General features: G+C 57.5%; 17 protein-coding genes. 13 read left to right on the plus strand and 4 right to left on the minus strand.

Annotated features, from left to right (window positions below; translation table 11 throughout):
* The first annotated feature begins 167 nt into the window (after window positions 1–167).
* From tmk to ACO6TG_RS00600, 6 genes are all read left to right on the plus strand, one after another.
* Entirely contained in the window at window positions 168–854 is a 687-nt protein-coding gene (gene tmk, locus ACO6TG_RS00575) for a dTMP kinase (RefSeq protein WP_422376415.1), read from the plus strand.
* Complete coding sequence (locus tag ACO6TG_RS00580) at window positions 854–1924, plus strand: DNA polymerase III subunit delta' (protein ID WP_422376416.1); 1071 nt, start codon at window positions 854–856, stop codon at window positions 1922–1924. Before tmk ends, ACO6TG_RS00580 begins: the two co-directional genes overlap by 1 nt.
* Before the next feature lie 139 nt (window positions 1925–2063).
* The gene (locus ACO6TG_RS00585; protein ID WP_422376417.1) at window positions 2064–2870 is read left to right on the plus strand and encodes a TatD family hydrolase; all 807 of its coding nucleotides are present in this window, start codon (window positions 2064–2066) and stop codon (window positions 2868–2870) included.
* Window positions 2867–3703: an MBL fold metallo-hydrolase gene (locus ACO6TG_RS00590; protein ID WP_422376418.1), complete on the plus strand. Its 837-nt coding sequence runs from the start codon at window positions 2867–2869 to the stop codon at window positions 3701–3703. The genes ACO6TG_RS00585 and ACO6TG_RS00590 overlap by 4 nt, the downstream gene beginning before the upstream one ends.
* On the plus strand, window positions 3693–4247 hold the full coding sequence (locus ACO6TG_RS00595) for a regulatory protein RecX (RefSeq protein WP_422376419.1): 555 nt from the start codon (window positions 3693–3695) through the stop codon (window positions 4245–4247). The genes ACO6TG_RS00590 and ACO6TG_RS00595 overlap by 11 nt, the downstream gene beginning before the upstream one ends.
* 217 nt (window positions 4248–4464) lie before the next feature.
* Window positions 4465–5772 carry an ISNCY family transposase gene (locus tag ACO6TG_RS00600; RefSeq protein WP_422376420.1) on the plus strand — a complete coding sequence of 436 codons (1308 nt, stop codon included), beginning with the start codon at window positions 4465–4467 and terminating at the stop codon, window positions 5770–5772.
* 34 nt (window positions 5773–5806) lie between these two features.
* Here the strand turns inward: ACO6TG_RS00600 and ACO6TG_RS00605 are convergent, their stop codons facing one another.
* Complete coding sequence (locus ACO6TG_RS00605; RefSeq protein WP_422376421.1) at window positions 5807–6484, minus strand: hypothetical protein; 678 nt, start codon at window positions 6482–6484, stop codon at window positions 5807–5809.
* A 1007-nt stretch (window positions 6485–7491) separates the two neighbouring features.
* Between ACO6TG_RS00605 and ACO6TG_RS00610 the strand changes: the two genes are divergently transcribed.
* The 5 genes from ACO6TG_RS00610 (at window position 7492) to ACO6TG_RS00630 (ending at window position 11041) form a co-directional block, all read left to right on the plus strand.
* Window positions 7492–8292 (plus strand): hypothetical protein, encoded by an 801-nt coding sequence (locus tag ACO6TG_RS00610; protein WP_422376422.1) that lies wholly within the window; start codon window positions 7492–7494, stop codon window positions 8290–8292.
* A gap of 110 nt (window positions 8293–8402) precedes the next feature.
* Window positions 8403–9494, plus strand: a complete 1092-nt coding sequence (locus tag ACO6TG_RS00615) for a D-alanine--D-alanine ligase family protein (protein WP_422376423.1) — start codon at window positions 8403–8405, stop codon at window positions 9492–9494.
* 43 nt (window positions 9495–9537) lie between these two features.
* Window positions 9538–10050 (plus strand): hypothetical protein, encoded by a 513-nt coding sequence (locus ACO6TG_RS00620; RefSeq protein WP_422376424.1) that lies wholly within the window; start codon window positions 9538–9540, stop codon window positions 10048–10050.
* A 47-nt stretch (window positions 10051–10097) separates the two neighbouring features.
* Complete coding sequence (locus ACO6TG_RS00625) at window positions 10098–10499, plus strand: NUDIX domain-containing protein (protein ID WP_422376425.1); 402 nt, start codon at window positions 10098–10100, stop codon at window positions 10497–10499.
* Window positions 10500–10621: 122 nt separating this feature from the next.
* Window positions 10622–11041: a nucleoside deaminase gene (locus ACO6TG_RS00630; protein WP_422376426.1), complete on the plus strand. Its 420-nt coding sequence runs from the start codon at window positions 10622–10624 to the stop codon at window positions 11039–11041.
* A gap of 20 nt (window positions 11042–11061) precedes the next feature.
* Here the strand turns inward: ACO6TG_RS00630 and ACO6TG_RS00635 are convergent, their stop codons facing one another.
* Window positions 11062–11718 (minus strand): DNA topology modulation protein FlaR, encoded by a 657-nt coding sequence (locus ACO6TG_RS00635; RefSeq protein ID WP_422376427.1) that lies wholly within the window; start codon window positions 11716–11718, stop codon window positions 11062–11064.
* A 93-nt stretch (window positions 11719–11811) separates the two neighbouring features.
* Here ACO6TG_RS00635 and ACO6TG_RS00640 point away from each other — a divergent pair, with 93 nt between their 5' ends.
* Window positions 11812–12708 (plus strand): bestrophin family protein, encoded by an 897-nt coding sequence (locus ACO6TG_RS00640; RefSeq protein WP_422376428.1) that lies wholly within the window; start codon window positions 11812–11814, stop codon window positions 12706–12708.
* A gap of 9 nt (window positions 12709–12717) precedes the next feature.
* Here the strand turns inward: ACO6TG_RS00640 and arfB are convergent, their stop codons facing one another.
* Complete coding sequence (gene arfB / locus ACO6TG_RS00645; protein WP_422376429.1) at window positions 12718–13179, minus strand: alternative ribosome rescue aminoacyl-tRNA hydrolase ArfB; 462 nt, start codon at window positions 13177–13179, stop codon at window positions 12718–12720.
* Window positions 13176–13856, minus strand: a complete 681-nt coding sequence (locus tag ACO6TG_RS00650; RefSeq protein ID WP_422376430.1) for a TetR family transcriptional regulator C-terminal domain-containing protein — start codon at window positions 13854–13856, stop codon at window positions 13176–13178. Before ACO6TG_RS00650 ends, arfB begins: the two co-directional genes overlap by 4 nt.
* Window positions 13857–14362: 506 nt before the next feature.
* Here ACO6TG_RS00650 and ACO6TG_RS00655 point away from each other — a divergent pair.
* Window positions 14363–15691, plus strand: a complete 1329-nt coding sequence (locus tag ACO6TG_RS00655; RefSeq protein ID WP_422376431.1) for an aspartate aminotransferase family protein — start codon at window positions 14363–14365, stop codon at window positions 15689–15691.
* Window positions 15692–15755: the final 64 nt, after the last annotated feature.

Consider the following 15755-nt stretch of genomic DNA (forward strand, 5'->3'; position numbering starts at 1 on the left):
GACAGGCTTTGCCACAAAGGGATCCGTCTCCGGGCAAGGACACGCTGCGCATCGACAGCGGATTGGCCCCCTTCACGACGCGATAGCAGAAACCTTTTGCTGTGAGGGAACTGCTGCTAAGACAGCGCGACGTGGAACAGCGTCGAGAATCGAGAGGCCGAAGGCGGTTGGCGGGACATTTCATAACTTTTGAAGGCGGTGAAGGCGCGGGCAAATCCACCCAGATCGCCCGGCTCAAAACCTGGCTGGAGGCGCAGGGAAAGACCGTGATCGTGACACGGGAACCCGGCGGATCGCCGGGCGCGGAGAAGATCCGGCAATTGCTTTTATCCGGCGAAGCCAAGGATCTTGGCCCCAGAGGCGAGGCGATGCTGTTCGCCACTGCGCGCGCCGATCACGTCGACACCACCATCCGGCCTGCGCTGGAGCGCGGCGACTGGGTCCTCTGCGATCGATACGCCGATTCCACAAGGGTCTATCAGGGTGAAGCCGGCGTTGACATTGCCTACCTGAAGCTTCTCGAAACGGCAGCTGTTGCCGGAACCTATCCGGATCTGACGATCCTGATCGACGTGCCGGCCGAAATCGGCCTCAGCCGCGTTGAGGTGCGCTCCCAGACCGATAACAGCGGTGGCCCAGACCGGTTTGAAGGCGAAACCATGAAGGTCCATAAACGCCGGCGGCAGATGTTTCTGGATCTGGCAGAAGAAGAATCCCATCGTTTTGCCGTCATTGACGGGTCCAAGGACCTTGAACAGGTCGAAACGGCGGTGCGGTCATCCGTTGCAACCGCATTTGCGTCGGAGTTGAGGCCGGACGGTGAAACGGCCTCGATCACGGAGGCGTCGCGCTGATGGCCCGGTCAAGCGCCCCGATCGAGATCCCGGAAGTCGATGCCCTGCCGGGCTATCCCTTGCCGCATGAGCGCAACCGCCTGATCGGTCACCGGCAGACAGAACTAAAGCTGCTCGACGCTTACCGCTCGGAACGCCTTCACCACGCCTGGATCCTCGGCGGTCCCAAGGGTATCGGCAAGGCGACGCTCGCCTTTCGGTTCGCGCGGTTCGTGATTGCCAACCCGGACCGCTTCGGCAGCAGCGTTGCTGCTGCGCAGGACCTCTCTGTGCCGGAAGGCCATCCGGTTTCGCGCCAGCTGACGGCCGGCGGACATCCCAACATCCTGCATCTGCGCCGGCCCTGGGATGACAAATCCAAGCGGTTCAAGGCTGATCTGCCGGTCGATGAAGTCCGCCGCACGGTCTCGTTCTTCGGAACGACGGCCTCTGCCAAGGCCTGGCGACTGTGCATCGTTGACGCCGCTGACGATATGAACATCAGCTCGGCCAACGCCTTGCTGAAAATCCTCGAGGAGCCGCCCGAGCGCTGCCTGTTCCTGGTTCTCAGCCACGCCCCCGGGCGGCTTCTGCCGACGATCCGCTCCAGATGCCGTCGCATCGATCTCGCACCGCTCAGCGAGACGGATATCGCAGAAGGCCTGCGTGACCTTGCAGGCGACAGTGTTCCTTCCGGTGAAGACCTCCATGAAATCGCCCAGTCTGCCGATGGCAGCCTGCGGTCTGCCATTACGCTTCTGTCCGGCGACGGTCTCGCGATTGCGCGCGGCGTCAAGCAGCTCGCAGAAACTGCCGGCCAGCTGGATCTGGCGAAGGCGCACGCACTTGCCGATCTGGTGGCGGCCCGCGGCCAATCGGACAACTGGGAGAGTTTCCAGCACATTGCCCAGATCTGGCTGCATGAGCGCATGCGCCAAAACCTTGGTGCCGGTGTACACCAGGCCAACAGGCTGATCGAGATCTGGGACCGGACCAACCAGGCTGTGCGGGACGCGGATGCGTTGAACCTGGACCGGAAGCAGGTGGTTCTGGATTTCTTTCTGGCACTGCGTGCCCACGCAGCCACCTGAACTGATTTCCGCGTTTTACCGATCCTGGCCACCATCCAAATGAGCCGCGAAACCTCTTCAGTTAACGTCCGATTCCATGTATCAAGACGCGCTGAAGACACCGAAAAGAAGCCCCAATTCCACGCTGTGCGGACCCTTTATGCTAGTAGACAGCCACTGCCACCTCGACTTTCCCGATTTTGACGGCGAGCGCGCCGAATTGATCGAGCGCGCCAGGAGCGCCGGGGTCGAGCTCATGGTGACCATATGCACCCATATTCGGAAATTCGACCAGATTCGTGCAATTGCCGAAGAGTATCCGAATGTCTACTGCTCCGTTGGCACCCATCCGCACAATGCGGGGACCGAACGTGGCATACCGGTCGAAGACATCGTGCAGCTCGCAGCCCATCCCAAGGTGGTTGCCATCGGTGAAGCCGGCCTCGACTATTTCTATGACAAGGCACCCCGCGACGCTCAGGCTGAAGGCCTGCGCATTCATATCGAAGCCGCACGGCAAACCGGACTGCCTCTGGTCATTCACGCAAGAGACGCCGATGAGGACATGGCCGCAATCCTGCGCGAGGAAATGGGGAAGGGGGCCTTCCCGGCCCTTCTGCACTGTTTTTCCTCTGGCCACGAGTTGGCCAAGACCGGAATTGAGCTTGGGCTCTATGTTTCATTTTCCGGCATCCTGACATTCAAGCGCTCCGATGAGCTACGCGCCATTGCCAGAGACCTTCCGGCTGATCGTCTGCTTGTGGAAACCGATGCCCCATATCTGGCACCGCAGCCCAGGCGCGGCAAACGCAATGAACCCGCCTACACGGCGATGACGGCAGCGGTCCTGGCAGAAACCCGTGGCGTCTCAGAAGAGGAGATCGCCCGACAGACAACGGAAAACTTCTTCCGTCTTTTCAAAAAGGTGCCTCAGGCAGCTTTCCAGACCGGAGCCGGCACTTCGTGAGCATCGAACTGACCATTCTTGGCTGCGGGTCTTCCGGCGGTGTTCCACGGATTGGCAACGACTGGGGAGATTGCGACCCGAGCGAACCCAAAAACAACCGTTCACGCTGTGCGCTACTTGTGGAAAAGCGTGTGGATAACGCTTGCACAACCGTGTTGATAGACACAGGCCCCGATATCCGGACCCAGCTTCTAAACGCAAGGGTTCAGCACGTTGACGCGGTGCTTTACACTCACGCCCATGCCGACCACCTGCACGGCATCGATGACTTACGGGCCTTCTGGGTGCGCAGTGGTCAAAGAGTGCCGGTCTTCATGGACGACGACACATATCAGCGCGCGACTTCCAGCTTTGGCTATTGTTTTCAAACGCCGCAAGGCTCCAACTATCCACCCATCCTGGAACGGCGGGAGATCCGGAACGGAGAGACGATTACAATCGAAGGCGCCGCCGGTTCCCTGCAATTTGAACCGTTTGAAGTTATCCACGGCGAGATGAAGGCGCTTGGCTTTCGGGTCGCGGAGGCCGCCTATGTTCCCGACATATCGGAATTCCCGCCAAGCGCCCTTAAAGGTATGAAAAACCTGGATGTTCTCATTCTGGATTGCCTGCGAAGACGGCCTCATCCCAGCCATTTCTGCCTGGCGGATGCTCTGGAATGGACAGAGAAACTCGCGCCGAAGAAAGCTGTTTTCACCAATCTTCACAATGACTTGGACTACAAGACACTAACAGATGAACTCCCGGCATCCATTGAGCCTGCCTTTGACGGCATGAAGATCAGGCTCAAGGGCCAAATGCGGCCGGGCACACCGGCACTTCATGCCGAATAAGCCGCGCTACAAACCTCCGACACCGGAACGGCTCACCAGATCCGCGCTCCATTACCTGGAACGGTATGCGACTTGCAGATCCAATTTGCGGCGCGTCCTGGAACGCAAGGTCAACAAGGCCTGTCAGGCACTGGAACTCGATCCGGACGACTTCGGTTCCATGATTGACACGGTGCTGGAGACTGTCACACGTAACGGGCTTGTTGACGATGCGGCCTATGCCGAAACCAAAACCGCAAGCCTTAGACGCCGTGGCGGCTCACGGCGAAAGATTGAAGCGCAGCTCGCAGCCAAAGGTGTCGACCGCGACACCATCGATGCCGTTCTGAACAAGGACGACCACAGTGACGAAGACGCCGCCAGAACCTTTGCCAGACGACGGCGGCTTGGACCTTTCAGAACCACAGGATCGAGAGCCGAACGGCGCGAACGCGATCTGGCAGCCATGTGCCGCGCAGGTTTTTCCTTCGAGATCGCCAAGCGCGTCATCGACGCAAAGGACGGTCTGGCAACCTCGGACGAAGAGACGCCGCGAGAGGACTGACAAGCCAGGTGACGGCGTGAGCTTGGTCAGACAACGTTGCGAGAGGCCGATGCATCGGCTAAGCCGCTGTTCCATATCGGCAAATAACCTAGTAGGTTTATGTTCCATAATATTGATTATGCGAATTTAAGATGTGAGCGCCGGTCTAAGATGTCACGGTTGGTCTATTCAGGAATGTCACACTTCCCGTTTTGTAGTTTGAGCTGGGAGATGCGGCATGGGATGGGTGTTGATGAGCGAACGTGACTTGCAGCGGATTGAAGTGCTGGCCCAGGTCGATGACGGCGATATCGGCGTCACGACGGCGGCCCATCTGATGAACATGTCCAGGCGGCACGTCTATCGTCTGCTGGACCGGTTTCGGTCCGAAGGTCCTGGTGGGATCCGGCACCGGGCTCGCGGCCGCCGTCCGAACAACGCCATCCATCCGGCCAAGCGTGAGTATGCGATGACCTTGGTGCGTGAGCGCTATGACGATTTCGGACCGACGCTGGCCGCCGAGATGCTTTTGGAACATCACGGTTTCAAGGTTGGCAAGGAGACGCTTCGTCAATGGATGATCGAAGATGGACTGTGGTTGTCGCGCAAGCAGCGCCGGCGTTTCCATCAACCGCGACTGCGCCGGGAATGTTATGGCGAGCTGGTTCAGATCGACGGCAGCGAGCACCGCTGGTTTGAGGACCGCGGCGCTCCATGCACGCTGCTGGTGTTCATCGACGATGCCACCAGCACCGTGATGGAATTGAGGTTTGTCCGGTGGGAAAGTGCCTTCAGTTATTTCGAGGCGCTGGAGACCTATCTGACGTCACATGGCCGGCCGGTGGCGTTTTATTCCGACAAGCATTCGGTGTTCCGGGTCAACAAGGCTGAGCGGGCCAACCGCACCCTTCAGGACCGTTTGGTAAAGGCTCTGAGGCTTGCCAATATCAGCACGATCGAGGCTGCGAACGCTTTCCTGCCTGAGTTTATGGAGCGCTACAACGCGCAGTTTTCCAAGGTTCCGGCGCGATCTGACAATCTCCATCGGGCGCTCAATGTGGAACCGGACCGGCTCCAGGAGATCCTTTGCTGGAAGGTAACACGCTATGTGACAGCACAGCTTGCGATTTCCTACGAGCGCAAGCGACTGATCCTGGATGAGAGTGAGGTAACGCGCGCCCTGCCCGGCAAATATGTCGAGGCCCGGGAGTTTGCTCACGGCCGCTTGGAGGTACTCTGGAACGGTGTTTCCCTGCCGTTCCGCATCTTCGACAAGGATCAGCGCGTGTCGCACGCGGCTGTCACCGAGAACAAGCGTCTGGGCGACGTTCTGGACTGGGTGAAGGAACAGCAGGAAGCTAATTTGCCACCGCCGAAGGTCAAGTCAGCCAGCGAGAAAGGCGGATACAAACGGCGTGGGCTTAAGCCGGGACGCAGGACGGATTTCATCAATGATCCGGAGGTGAATGCCAAAAGGAAGAAGGCACTTTCTCGCATTGACGCCGCTCAGAAGTTCTCACAACCCAAACAGGAGACAGCGCGCTAAATATAAACACATTGATACTGCTCGCCAGAGATCCTCATCTCTGAATCAGTTTCTTTTCCACGATGGTCTTGCTGTTCTTAAATCCGAGGTTCGAGTTATCTCGCAGGAGCTGAATTGCCGCTATATTTCTGTCGGCCTTAATTAGAGCGGCGACTTGTTTCTGAATCTCATCAGGTACCGACTTCAGTTCGTGGAACAATTGACATTCATTATCCGAACCTTCGCCAATAGCCTCGTAGGTACCAACACCCCACAGTTGAGCTCGTTCAAGTGCAGGACGAGCAGCATCGGTCCAAGCTGAACCACTATCGTGCGGTTCCAAGTAACCTACCTGCGTTAGCGCATCGCCAATCTGTTGATATTCGATTGGAACCGCAAAACATCGTTGATATGGCGTTGGGAAAATGTGTGTTCCATATTCGCCTGTATTAGCAACGAATACTGCAAGACATTCGTCAAAATCGATCAATTCATCAGGTGTCTTATCCAACGTTGCAGACAACTCTTCCGGCGCGATCAAAAAATATCCGGACCTATCCAGAACCCCTATCTTTTCAAGCAATGCATGAGCACTTTCCCTCGCAAATTCATGCTGGTGGTAGAAACAATACTCGCCAATGCCTCCCTTTTTGCTTTTCCAACATGGATTACCAATACTAACCGCTAACCAATGCAACATTGACTTAGCCGCCAAGTGACTTTTTCGCGACATAGTTGCCTCTTGAATTACATCCCTTTTTGAACTTTGGCATATGGCCGTCTGCTATTTTAGGTGGTTGATATTATCAAAACCACTGAGGGCTGTGCGATTTAGAGAATTCTCTGCAATAGGGACTGGCGCATTATCTTCCCGCAAGGCTTCCCTGCCCTTCGATATGTTGGGTCTGCGGGCGCTCAGCCTTGCTCACGCCTTGCCCTGTCACACCCCTGTTTGTGCCCTTTCTGCCTGGCCCAAATCGTGACCGTTCTCACTAGTGACAACATAAGATGAGCTGAACAGGACACCCACCTCTGCTGCGCCTGAGCACCCATATTGCCTGCTTCCCAAGATGACGACATGAACCTGGGCTTATCGTGGTCGATGTTTTAGGAACCCTAGATAGCTTTGCAGCGTCCTGACGCTGGAAATGAGCCCTCTGCAACAGGCAGCCAGCTTGGACCACCTGACCAGTCGTAAGCAACACGAGTTCGATCGGAGAGACACCGGTATGAGTTCCTTTTATGGTGTAGCCCCGTTGATTGGATTGTTTGACCTTCGCCGTATTCACGTGGTCAGCGCCGGTCACTGTGCAGCAATTCATTCTAGTCTGCCGGCCTTCAAATCGCACTCGCCTGGTCTGCTCGTCATCATAGCTGCGCAAACAGAATGCCCACTGTTCATCAGGTTCGTCTGTAAACGTCATGGCGCTGACGACGTGCGGCGCGTTGACTGGTTTGCGCTTGCACAACGACGTAGACTGGCGCGTCAGCGTCTTCGGCGAGAGCGTGGCAATTCAAAGACCATGTAGTTTTGCAATCTCCGACCGCCAAATCGCACTCCATTTTACACATTTATAAGATTTGCAATCTAAAGCTGTTTTATTCGTGTTAGTGACAGTTACATCTTTTCGGAATGCGCCTCACAACATCTCAAATTTGACAGGCCAAAAGGTCGGTTAAAATGCTTCGAAGTCCGAGATCTGACCAGGTGCATCGCCATGAAAAGCAGGATGGTCCCCGATGGCTTTTGGGAATAACAGACAAGGTCAGGCGTCCTATCGGGAGCGTCTTGCGTCCCAAAACCTCAATGTGACCCCTGCCCCTTCGTCAAGCGGCGGGTTTGGCGCAGGCTTTCTGGGTCTCGCGCTGGCGCTGTTCGTCGTCTCCTTTGCCGGCATGTGGGCCTTCCACCACCTATCGACTGGCGCCAGCGCCAAGCCGGATCCGACCCTTCAAGCCCTGTTAGCCTCAGAGCCCACTGCAAGGGCTCGTACCTACGACACCGAGGGAGCTGTGCCTTTTGCGCTTGCCGGAAAGACGTCGGTGAACATCACTGTCAACAGGACCGAAACCGGGCTGGATGCCATCGACAGCGAGTTGCATGAAAACTGTACGCGGCGGATCAGTGAAACCGCTGCGGAGTGGTCGGTCAAACGGGGTGTCGCAATTTTCAGGGTGCCGGAAGGGGCCGAGTTCCTGGCCTGTTCCATGCGGCATCAGCGCAGCCGGTTCTGCAAATCAGCCTATCGGGAGCGCCTGGTGCGCCGAATCGAGGAATATCTGCGTGCGCACAAGGCGCGTGAGAAACTGCTTGCACGGCACTCCAAAATGACCGAGCGCTTCGTTGCCGTTCAGCAGAACATTGACCAGGGTCAAAATGGCGACCCCCGCGTTCTCGATCTCGTTCCGGACGACCTCGCTAAGGCACTCGAGAGCCTGTCCGGCACAGGCCTGATCGGCAAGCGCGACTTCGGAGGTTTCTTCAAAACCGCACCGGAAGTCCTGCTGCCTTATCTCACGGATGTGCCGCGCCCCTGCTGAGTGACTGAAAGGAGGCTTCAAGTCCTCGCAGGCAGCCACATGTGCCTGTGGTACACGGAACCGCCATGTTTCAGGGTCATTGCTGACGTTTGACGAGAATCGGAAGAACAATGTCAGCAGCAAATAGAAGAACCCGCATCGGCGTCCTGTTTGGCGGCCTGTCCGCGGAGCACGAAGTCTCGGTGTTGTCAGCGACCAACGTTCTGAAGGCGCTGGCGCCGGAACGCTATGACGTTGTCCCCGTCTATATTACCCGGGAAGGTCAATGGCTGTTGAGCTCCTGCGAAAACGGCATTCTGGCGCAGCCGGCAAACGGTGCGCATCTCTGCTTTCTGCCAGGTGGCAACGGAAGGCTTGTCGCGCTTGAGGCCGACGGCCACTGCCGTGAACTGCCCCGGATCGACATCCTCTTTCCAGTTCTCCATGGCTTGCCGGGTGAAGATGGTGCTGTCCAGGGCTTGGCCGAAACGGCCCGAGTGCCCCTCGCCGGCTGCGGCATCGCCGGATCGGCAAATGCGCTGGACAAGGACCTTGCAAAACGGCTCTTGTCAGCCGCCGGAGTACCGACTGCGGGCTCGGTAACAATTCCGAAGGGCAGGCCGAAGAGCTTTCTGGAAATCAGCGAACAGCTTGGTCTGCCGGTCTTCATCAAACCCGCACGGCAGGGCTCGTCGGTCGGCGTGAGCAAGGTCATCACGGAAGAAGATTATGAGGCAGCACTCATCGAAGGTTTCCGTCACGACCATAAATTACTGGCGGAAGAGTTCATCCAGGGACGCGAAATTGAATGCGCCGTCCTGGAGGAGCCGGACGGGCACTTGTTCGTCTCCCGGACGGGTGAGATCGTTCCGGCTGAAAAGCATGGATTTTATACTTACGATGCCAAATATATTGATGGCGAAGGCGCGACCCTCATAGTGCCCGCGGACATTCCCCAAGTCCTTGAAGACAGCATTCGCGAAACGGCCGCCATGGCCTTCGACGCTCTTGGTTGCGACGGCATGGCAAGGGTCGATTTTTTCCTGTGTCCCGATGGCCGGCTGCTGGTCAACGAACTCAACACGATACCGGGCTTCACCGACATCAGCATGTATTCCAAGGTGATGGCAGCCAGCGGTGTCGACTACGCCGAAGTGATCGATCGCCTCGTGGCGCACGGACTGGCGCGGTCTGAGCGAAACACTTTCTTGAACAAACGATAGGTTAAGGACGAAAATGCCCGTTCTTGAGGTTCGTCGACACACCATGAGATCCAAACCCGGACAGCACCTGTCGCAACAGGGAGTGACCCTCGCGAGTTTGATTGGCAATTCCACCGGTCCGTTTGATCTGGTTTGGACCAGTGAAAAACCTCGTGCGATCGAGACGGCAATCGCAATGGGGTACACCCTTACCCGCCAATCCGCCGCCTTGGGCAACCTTCCAAAATCCATTCTTGATGCGGTGGCTTGGCCAAACGATCTCGAAAGCATTTCCAAGATCGTTCGTCGAAACAACGCATGTGAAAGGTTTGCTCGGGCGCAGGCCGAGGAATGGCGATCGATTGCAGGTGAGCTCAAGGACAATCAATCTGCGTTGATCGTTACCCACGGAGCAATCATCGAGTTGGGAGCGATCGGGTTTATGCCAAATGCAACCTACTCAACTTGGGGCGACGCCATCGGCTATTGTGAAGGTTTTCGATTTTCTCAAGTTGAGGGCTTGGAAACGTGCGAGCTATTGCGAGTGCCAAGCCACTTGCAACTGATCCACAACTAGTAACAATTTGAGGCACCCAGGGTCAGGGCCCAGTTTGAAGAGGTCTTATGACGCATATTGTAAACGGACTTCTCGTGAAAGATGAAAAGATACTTATGGCGCTTCGCTCGCCGGTGCGTCGGACCTATCCGGATATGTGGAGCTTTCCAGGAGGCCACGTCGAGCGGGAAGAAACACTTGAATGTGCTCTTGCTCGGGAATTGTCGGAAGAAACCGGCATTCAGATCGAAACGGCTACGTTTTTGAAGAGCTTTGAAATTGGCTCAACCGATAAAACTGAGCCAGTGACCTTTCATTTCTTTGTTGTCCGCAATTGGCAGGGAGAGCCCCAGAACCTGGGAGATGAACACAGCGAACTGCGCTGGGTGGAGTTCGCGAAAGCATCTTCTTTGCCGAGACTGGCTCTTCCCGTCTACACCGAATTGCTTTCATCCTTGCAGAGAAGCTAGTTCGTCCCTCTGCATTCCGAAGCTGCGCTGCAAAACCGTTTGGAACGGTCACGCTCGCGTTACATCATTTATTTAGCCTTCGGCGTATGAGGGCACTTCAATACATAGACCATCAAACCTTCATGTCCGCAGCCTTACAGGAAGCGGAGCAGGCAGGACTTGCGGGCGACCTGCCGATTGGTGCGGTGGTAATCTGCGATGGCGAGATTGTCGGCCGCGGCCGTAACCGGATCCGGTCCCGGTCGGACAAACTTCAGCATGCGGAAGTTGAGGCACTTGAAACTTCCAGACACGTGCGCGCTAGCCGACACGAGGATTGTGTCCTCTACACCACGACGGAACCCTGCGTGATGTGTCTGGGCACCATCATCATGGCGGATGTCAGGCATGTTTTCTTTGGCCTTCCGGACCCGGCCCGAGGCGGCAGCGACATGATGGCGCTTGTGCCCTACGCGGCAGATCAGATCCACACCTATGAAGGCGGTATTCTCGCGCGGGACTCAGAGCAACTCTGGAGACGTTTCGAACAGCGCCTGCCCTGAGGCGATCCTGCGGGTCAGGCTCAAGACTGCCACTTGGAGACCGCCTGCTCCACGTCGCTTTGTGTCCTGCAGTGCCAGACACTTTGCCCTTGCACAGAGTGAAGCTGGCTTGTGATCTGCGCTCTGAACCGGTCCCGCTTCATGAGACTTTGGAAGGCAAAACGATATTGCTGAAGCGGCCAGTCCCTGTTGCCCGAAGGAATTTCGGTGCGTTCCTTACCGAAGTTCCGCCAGGGCCGGCAGGCTAGTCTCCAAAGTCTGAGAAGTTCGGGCGGATCAAGCCAGATGACCGCTTCCGCCCGTGGAAGTGCTTTTCCCAGCACGCTTGGTCCCCCTTCCAGGAGCCAGGCATCCGTTGCAACAACCCGGGCCAACTCAGCGTCAATGTCCTGCTGTTTCCTCCGATGCCAGTCTTTGGTGAGTTTGATCGCATCAAATGCGACCAGGGGAACATCGGGACGGATCTTGTGAAGTCTCGCCGCCAGAAAGCTCTTACCAGAACCGTTTGCGCCAACGACAATCAATCGTCGCATCGTCACCCCCTGCCCGCAGGACCCGTTGCATTGCTGCGATATACCCAGCCGTTCTGCACTTCTTGTGACCACCTCACCTTTGGCAAGAACCCCTTGGGTGAGAATCAGCTTTAGACACGGCTTCCCTCTTAGATCCGACTCCATTACAGCGTTGTCACAGCGGCAAACTTTCTGGCGAGTGATAGCCAGAACTTTTCGTTCAAGGGCCGTTTGGCGGCAAACCCGGTGGGTGTAATCATGATTCTTCGAGATCCCCCCAATCACCTGAAACTGTTTTTTGTCATGCAGGGTTCCATCGTGCCCCGGATCGCGCCGCTGATTGCACTTGTTGCGGCATTTGCATTCCTTGTCGTGTTGCTCGACCGGTTTCTGGTGCCACTGCCGCATATCTCGCTCGCCGCAACGGGGGTTTTTGGCATCGCTCTCTCCCTGTTTCTCGGGTTTCGGAACAACGCAGCCTATGAGCGCTGGTGGGAAGCGCGCAGGCTCTGGGGGCAACTGGTAGCAGATATGCGCAGCCTTGGCCGCGAGAGTGACCTGTTTCTGCAAGACGATATCCTGCGCCGGCGGTTTCTGCGCTGCGCAATCCTGTTCACACATCTTCACCGAAGCGGCCTGCGCGGAACTGAAGACCCAGAGGCGCTCGAAACCTGGTCCGGTACAGATCAAGAGCTGAAAGCACTTGCCACGCCCTGCGCAGCCCTGAACATGGCAAATCAGGTGCTTTGCACGGCGGCATCGGCCAACCACCTCGACGGGTTCGGGCAAAAGGCGTTGAGCGAACGTCTTGCGGCAATCAGTCTGGCTCAGGCCGGATGTGAGCGGATCAGATCAACCCCTTTGCCGTTCGTCTATTCCCTGCTCGTTTTGCGCACGACCTGGATCTACTGCCTGGCGGTTCCCTTCGCTCTGATCGACGGCACCGGCTTCCTCGCCCCCGTCTTCGCCGCGGTCATTGCCTATGTGTTCTTTGGACTGGCGGCGGTGACGGAAGAACTGGAACATCCCTTTGCCGACGGGGCTCACGGTCTGCCGATATCCGCCATGACCCGCACGATTGAAATTGCCCTGGCGGAGCGGATCGGCGAACCGGTCCCCGAGCCGCTGAAACCGATTAACGGCGTTCTCGAGTGACAAACGCCGTTAATCGTCGAGCCGTCCGCCCCGCCCGCGCATCTTCTTGATCTGTCCACGCTGTTTCTTGGCGTCCAGCCGGCGCTTTTTCGAACCGAGTGTCGGTTTGGTCGCCTTGCGCGGCTTCGGTTTCTCCGTGGCCTTGCGCAGCAGGTCCAACAGGCGTTCAAGCGCGTCCTCGCGATTGCGCTCCCGGGTCCGGAACCTATCGGCCTGCAGCACGATCTCACCATTCAGCGTCAACCGGCTTCCGGCCAGCCGTGCTGCCCGGGATTTGACGTCCTGCGGCAGCGTCTCGTTGCCGGAAAGGTTGAAACGCAGCTGTACGGCCGTCGAGACCTTGTTGACATTCTGACCGCCCGGCCCTGAAGCCCGGATAAAATCTTCGCTCAGGTCATCTTTCAGGATATGGAGGCGGTCAGTGACGGCAATGCGGGAGGACGCACTGACATGATCGTCGTCGCTGCTCATTCTCCCGGACCGGTTTTCGCCGGCCAGTCGAGGCCGGCCCCATTGAGGATCAGCGAGGTAACCGCACTTGCTGTTTCTTCCAGGAAATCCGGGTCCGACAGGTCCCTGCCCGTCAACGCCCTGATCTGGACGGAAAAATCCGCATAATGCTGGGTTGTCGCCCAAATGGTGAAGATGAGGTGCACCGGGTTGACCCAACGCATCTTGCCAGCCGCGATCCAGTTTTCAATCACCTGGGATTTTTCGGCGACAAGTCGCTTCAGGTCCGTTTCGAGGATCGGCAGGATTTGCGGCGCGCCTTGCATCACTTCATTGGCAAAGAGACGCGAGGCTTCCGGAAAGCTTGCCGACATTTCGATTTTCTGACGGATGTAACCGGCCAGTTCCTCGGCCGGTTCCCCCTCAGGCCGAAGTGTTTTCAACGGCGCCAGCCAGACTTCCAGAATATGGGCAAGCGTTGCGTTGTAGATCGCCTCCTTGGAGGAGAAGTAGTAAAGCAGGTTTGACTTCGACATCCCTGCCTCGGCCGCGATCCGTTCCACCGTCGCACCGGAAAAACCTTTCCTGGAAAACTCCCCCAGGGCGGCGTCGAGAATCAAGGATCTGTTCTTTTCCTGGATCCGGCTCAGTCCGACCGGTTTTGATGGGTCCTGCGTCTGCCCGCCAAGTTCTGTCATCAATCGTCCCGCTTCCCGCCCCTTGGGTATTCTCTCAAACTCTTGCCAGAACGAGCCGATTCCGTCCAGTTTCAGCCCGTTTCAAGCCTGTCTGGATGCATTCTCAAGGTCAGTGACCAGAAATTAGTCAGGCCGACTTGATTTGCATCTTGACCATTTGGTCAAATCCCTCCTAGGGTAAATTGACCAGATGGTCAGAAGGCTAGTCGATCCCCTCACGCCCTGCAACGGGCCAATTTGCCGGACGCGCGGCAACTTGCCGGGACCTTTCCTTCGGATCGTCGACAAAATATGCCGGAAACCCGGCACAGGCCAAACGGCCAACCAGAGAGATTTGGCTCCTTCCGATACAGAGGCAAAGCCCAACGGAAGGACCGTGGGAACAGTTGGGGAGAGGACCAGCGCGAACGGCACTGCCTTTGGCCGGTGCCGCGTGCTATGGCTTCCTCCATATTGAATAGCAACAGTCGGCGCTTTCCGGAAAGGAAGGCCCGCAAGGAGGACGCATGTCAGCACCGAGCCAGGCTGCAACCAACAATCTCGAAGCCTTCTGGATGCCGTTCACGGCCAATCGCCAGTTCAAGCAGGCTCCGCGCATGTTCGTGTCCGCGAAAGACATGCATTACACGACGGCAGACGGCCGCCAGGTGCTGGATGGCACTGCCGGCCTGTGGTGCTGTAATGCCGGCCATTCGCGCCCGAAAATCGTCGAGGCGGTGCAGAACCAGGTCGCCACACTGGATTATGCACCTGCCTTCCAGATGGGTCATCCGAAGGCCTTTGAACTGGCCGCACGCCTCGCGGCCCTGATGCCCTCGCCGCTCGACCACGTCTTCTTCACGAACTCCGGTTCGGAGAGTGTCGATACGGCTCTGAAGATCGCGCTCGCCTATCAGCGCGCCATCGGTCAGGGTACCCGCACACGCCTCATCGGTCGTGAGCGCGGCTACCACGGTGTTGGCTTCGGCGGCATTTCCGTGGGCGGCATTGTCGCCAACCGCAAGCATTTCGGCTCGCTGCTGACCGGTGTCGACCACATGCGCCACACCCATGACCCGGAGCGGAACGCCTTTTCGCGTGGCATGCCGGAAAGCGGCGCCGAATATGCAGAAGATCTGATCCGCATCATCCAGCTGCATGATCCCTCGACAATCGCTGCCGTGATCGTCGAACCTGTTGCAGGTTCCACCGGTGTCCTGATCCCGCCGAAGAATTATCTGGAACGCCTGCGCGAGATCTGTACCGAGCATGGCATCCTGCTGATCTTCGATGAAGTCATCACCGGTTTCGGCCGTCTCGGCTCCCCCTTTGCGACCGACTATTTCGGCGTCACGCCGGATCTCGTGACCACGGCCAAGGGCCTGACGTCGGGTGTCATCCCGATGGGCGCTGTCTTCTGTTCTTCCGACATCTATGACGCGTTCATGACCGGCCCTGCGCACATGATCGAGCTGTTCCACGGTTATACCTATTCGGCCCACCCGATCGCCTGTGCAGCAGCCCTAGCAACGCTCGACACCTATGACGAAGAAGGCTTGCTGACCCGCGCTGCCGACCTGGCGCAATACTGGGAAGACGGCCTGCATTCCCTGAAGGATTGCCCGAATGTCATCGACATTCGCAATCTCGGCCTGATTGGTGCAATCGAGCTTTCACCGATCGCCGGTGAGCCGACCAAGCGCGCCTTCTCCGCCTTCCTGAAGGCCTATGATGACGGCATCCTGATCCGCACGACAGGCGACATCATCGCGCTCTCTCCGCCGCTGATCATCACGAAAGAACAGATCGACGAACTCTTCGGCAAGCTGCGCGATGTGTTGAACACGATCGACTGAAACCCATGAAGCGGGGGTGCGGTTCGGCCGCGCCCTCCCCCTGCAATCCGGAAAGGCATTGCGG

Source organism: Roseibium sp., assembly GCF_965233565.1.
Taxonomy (GTDB): Bacteria; Pseudomonadota; Alphaproteobacteria; order Rhizobiales; family Stappiaceae; genus Roseibium.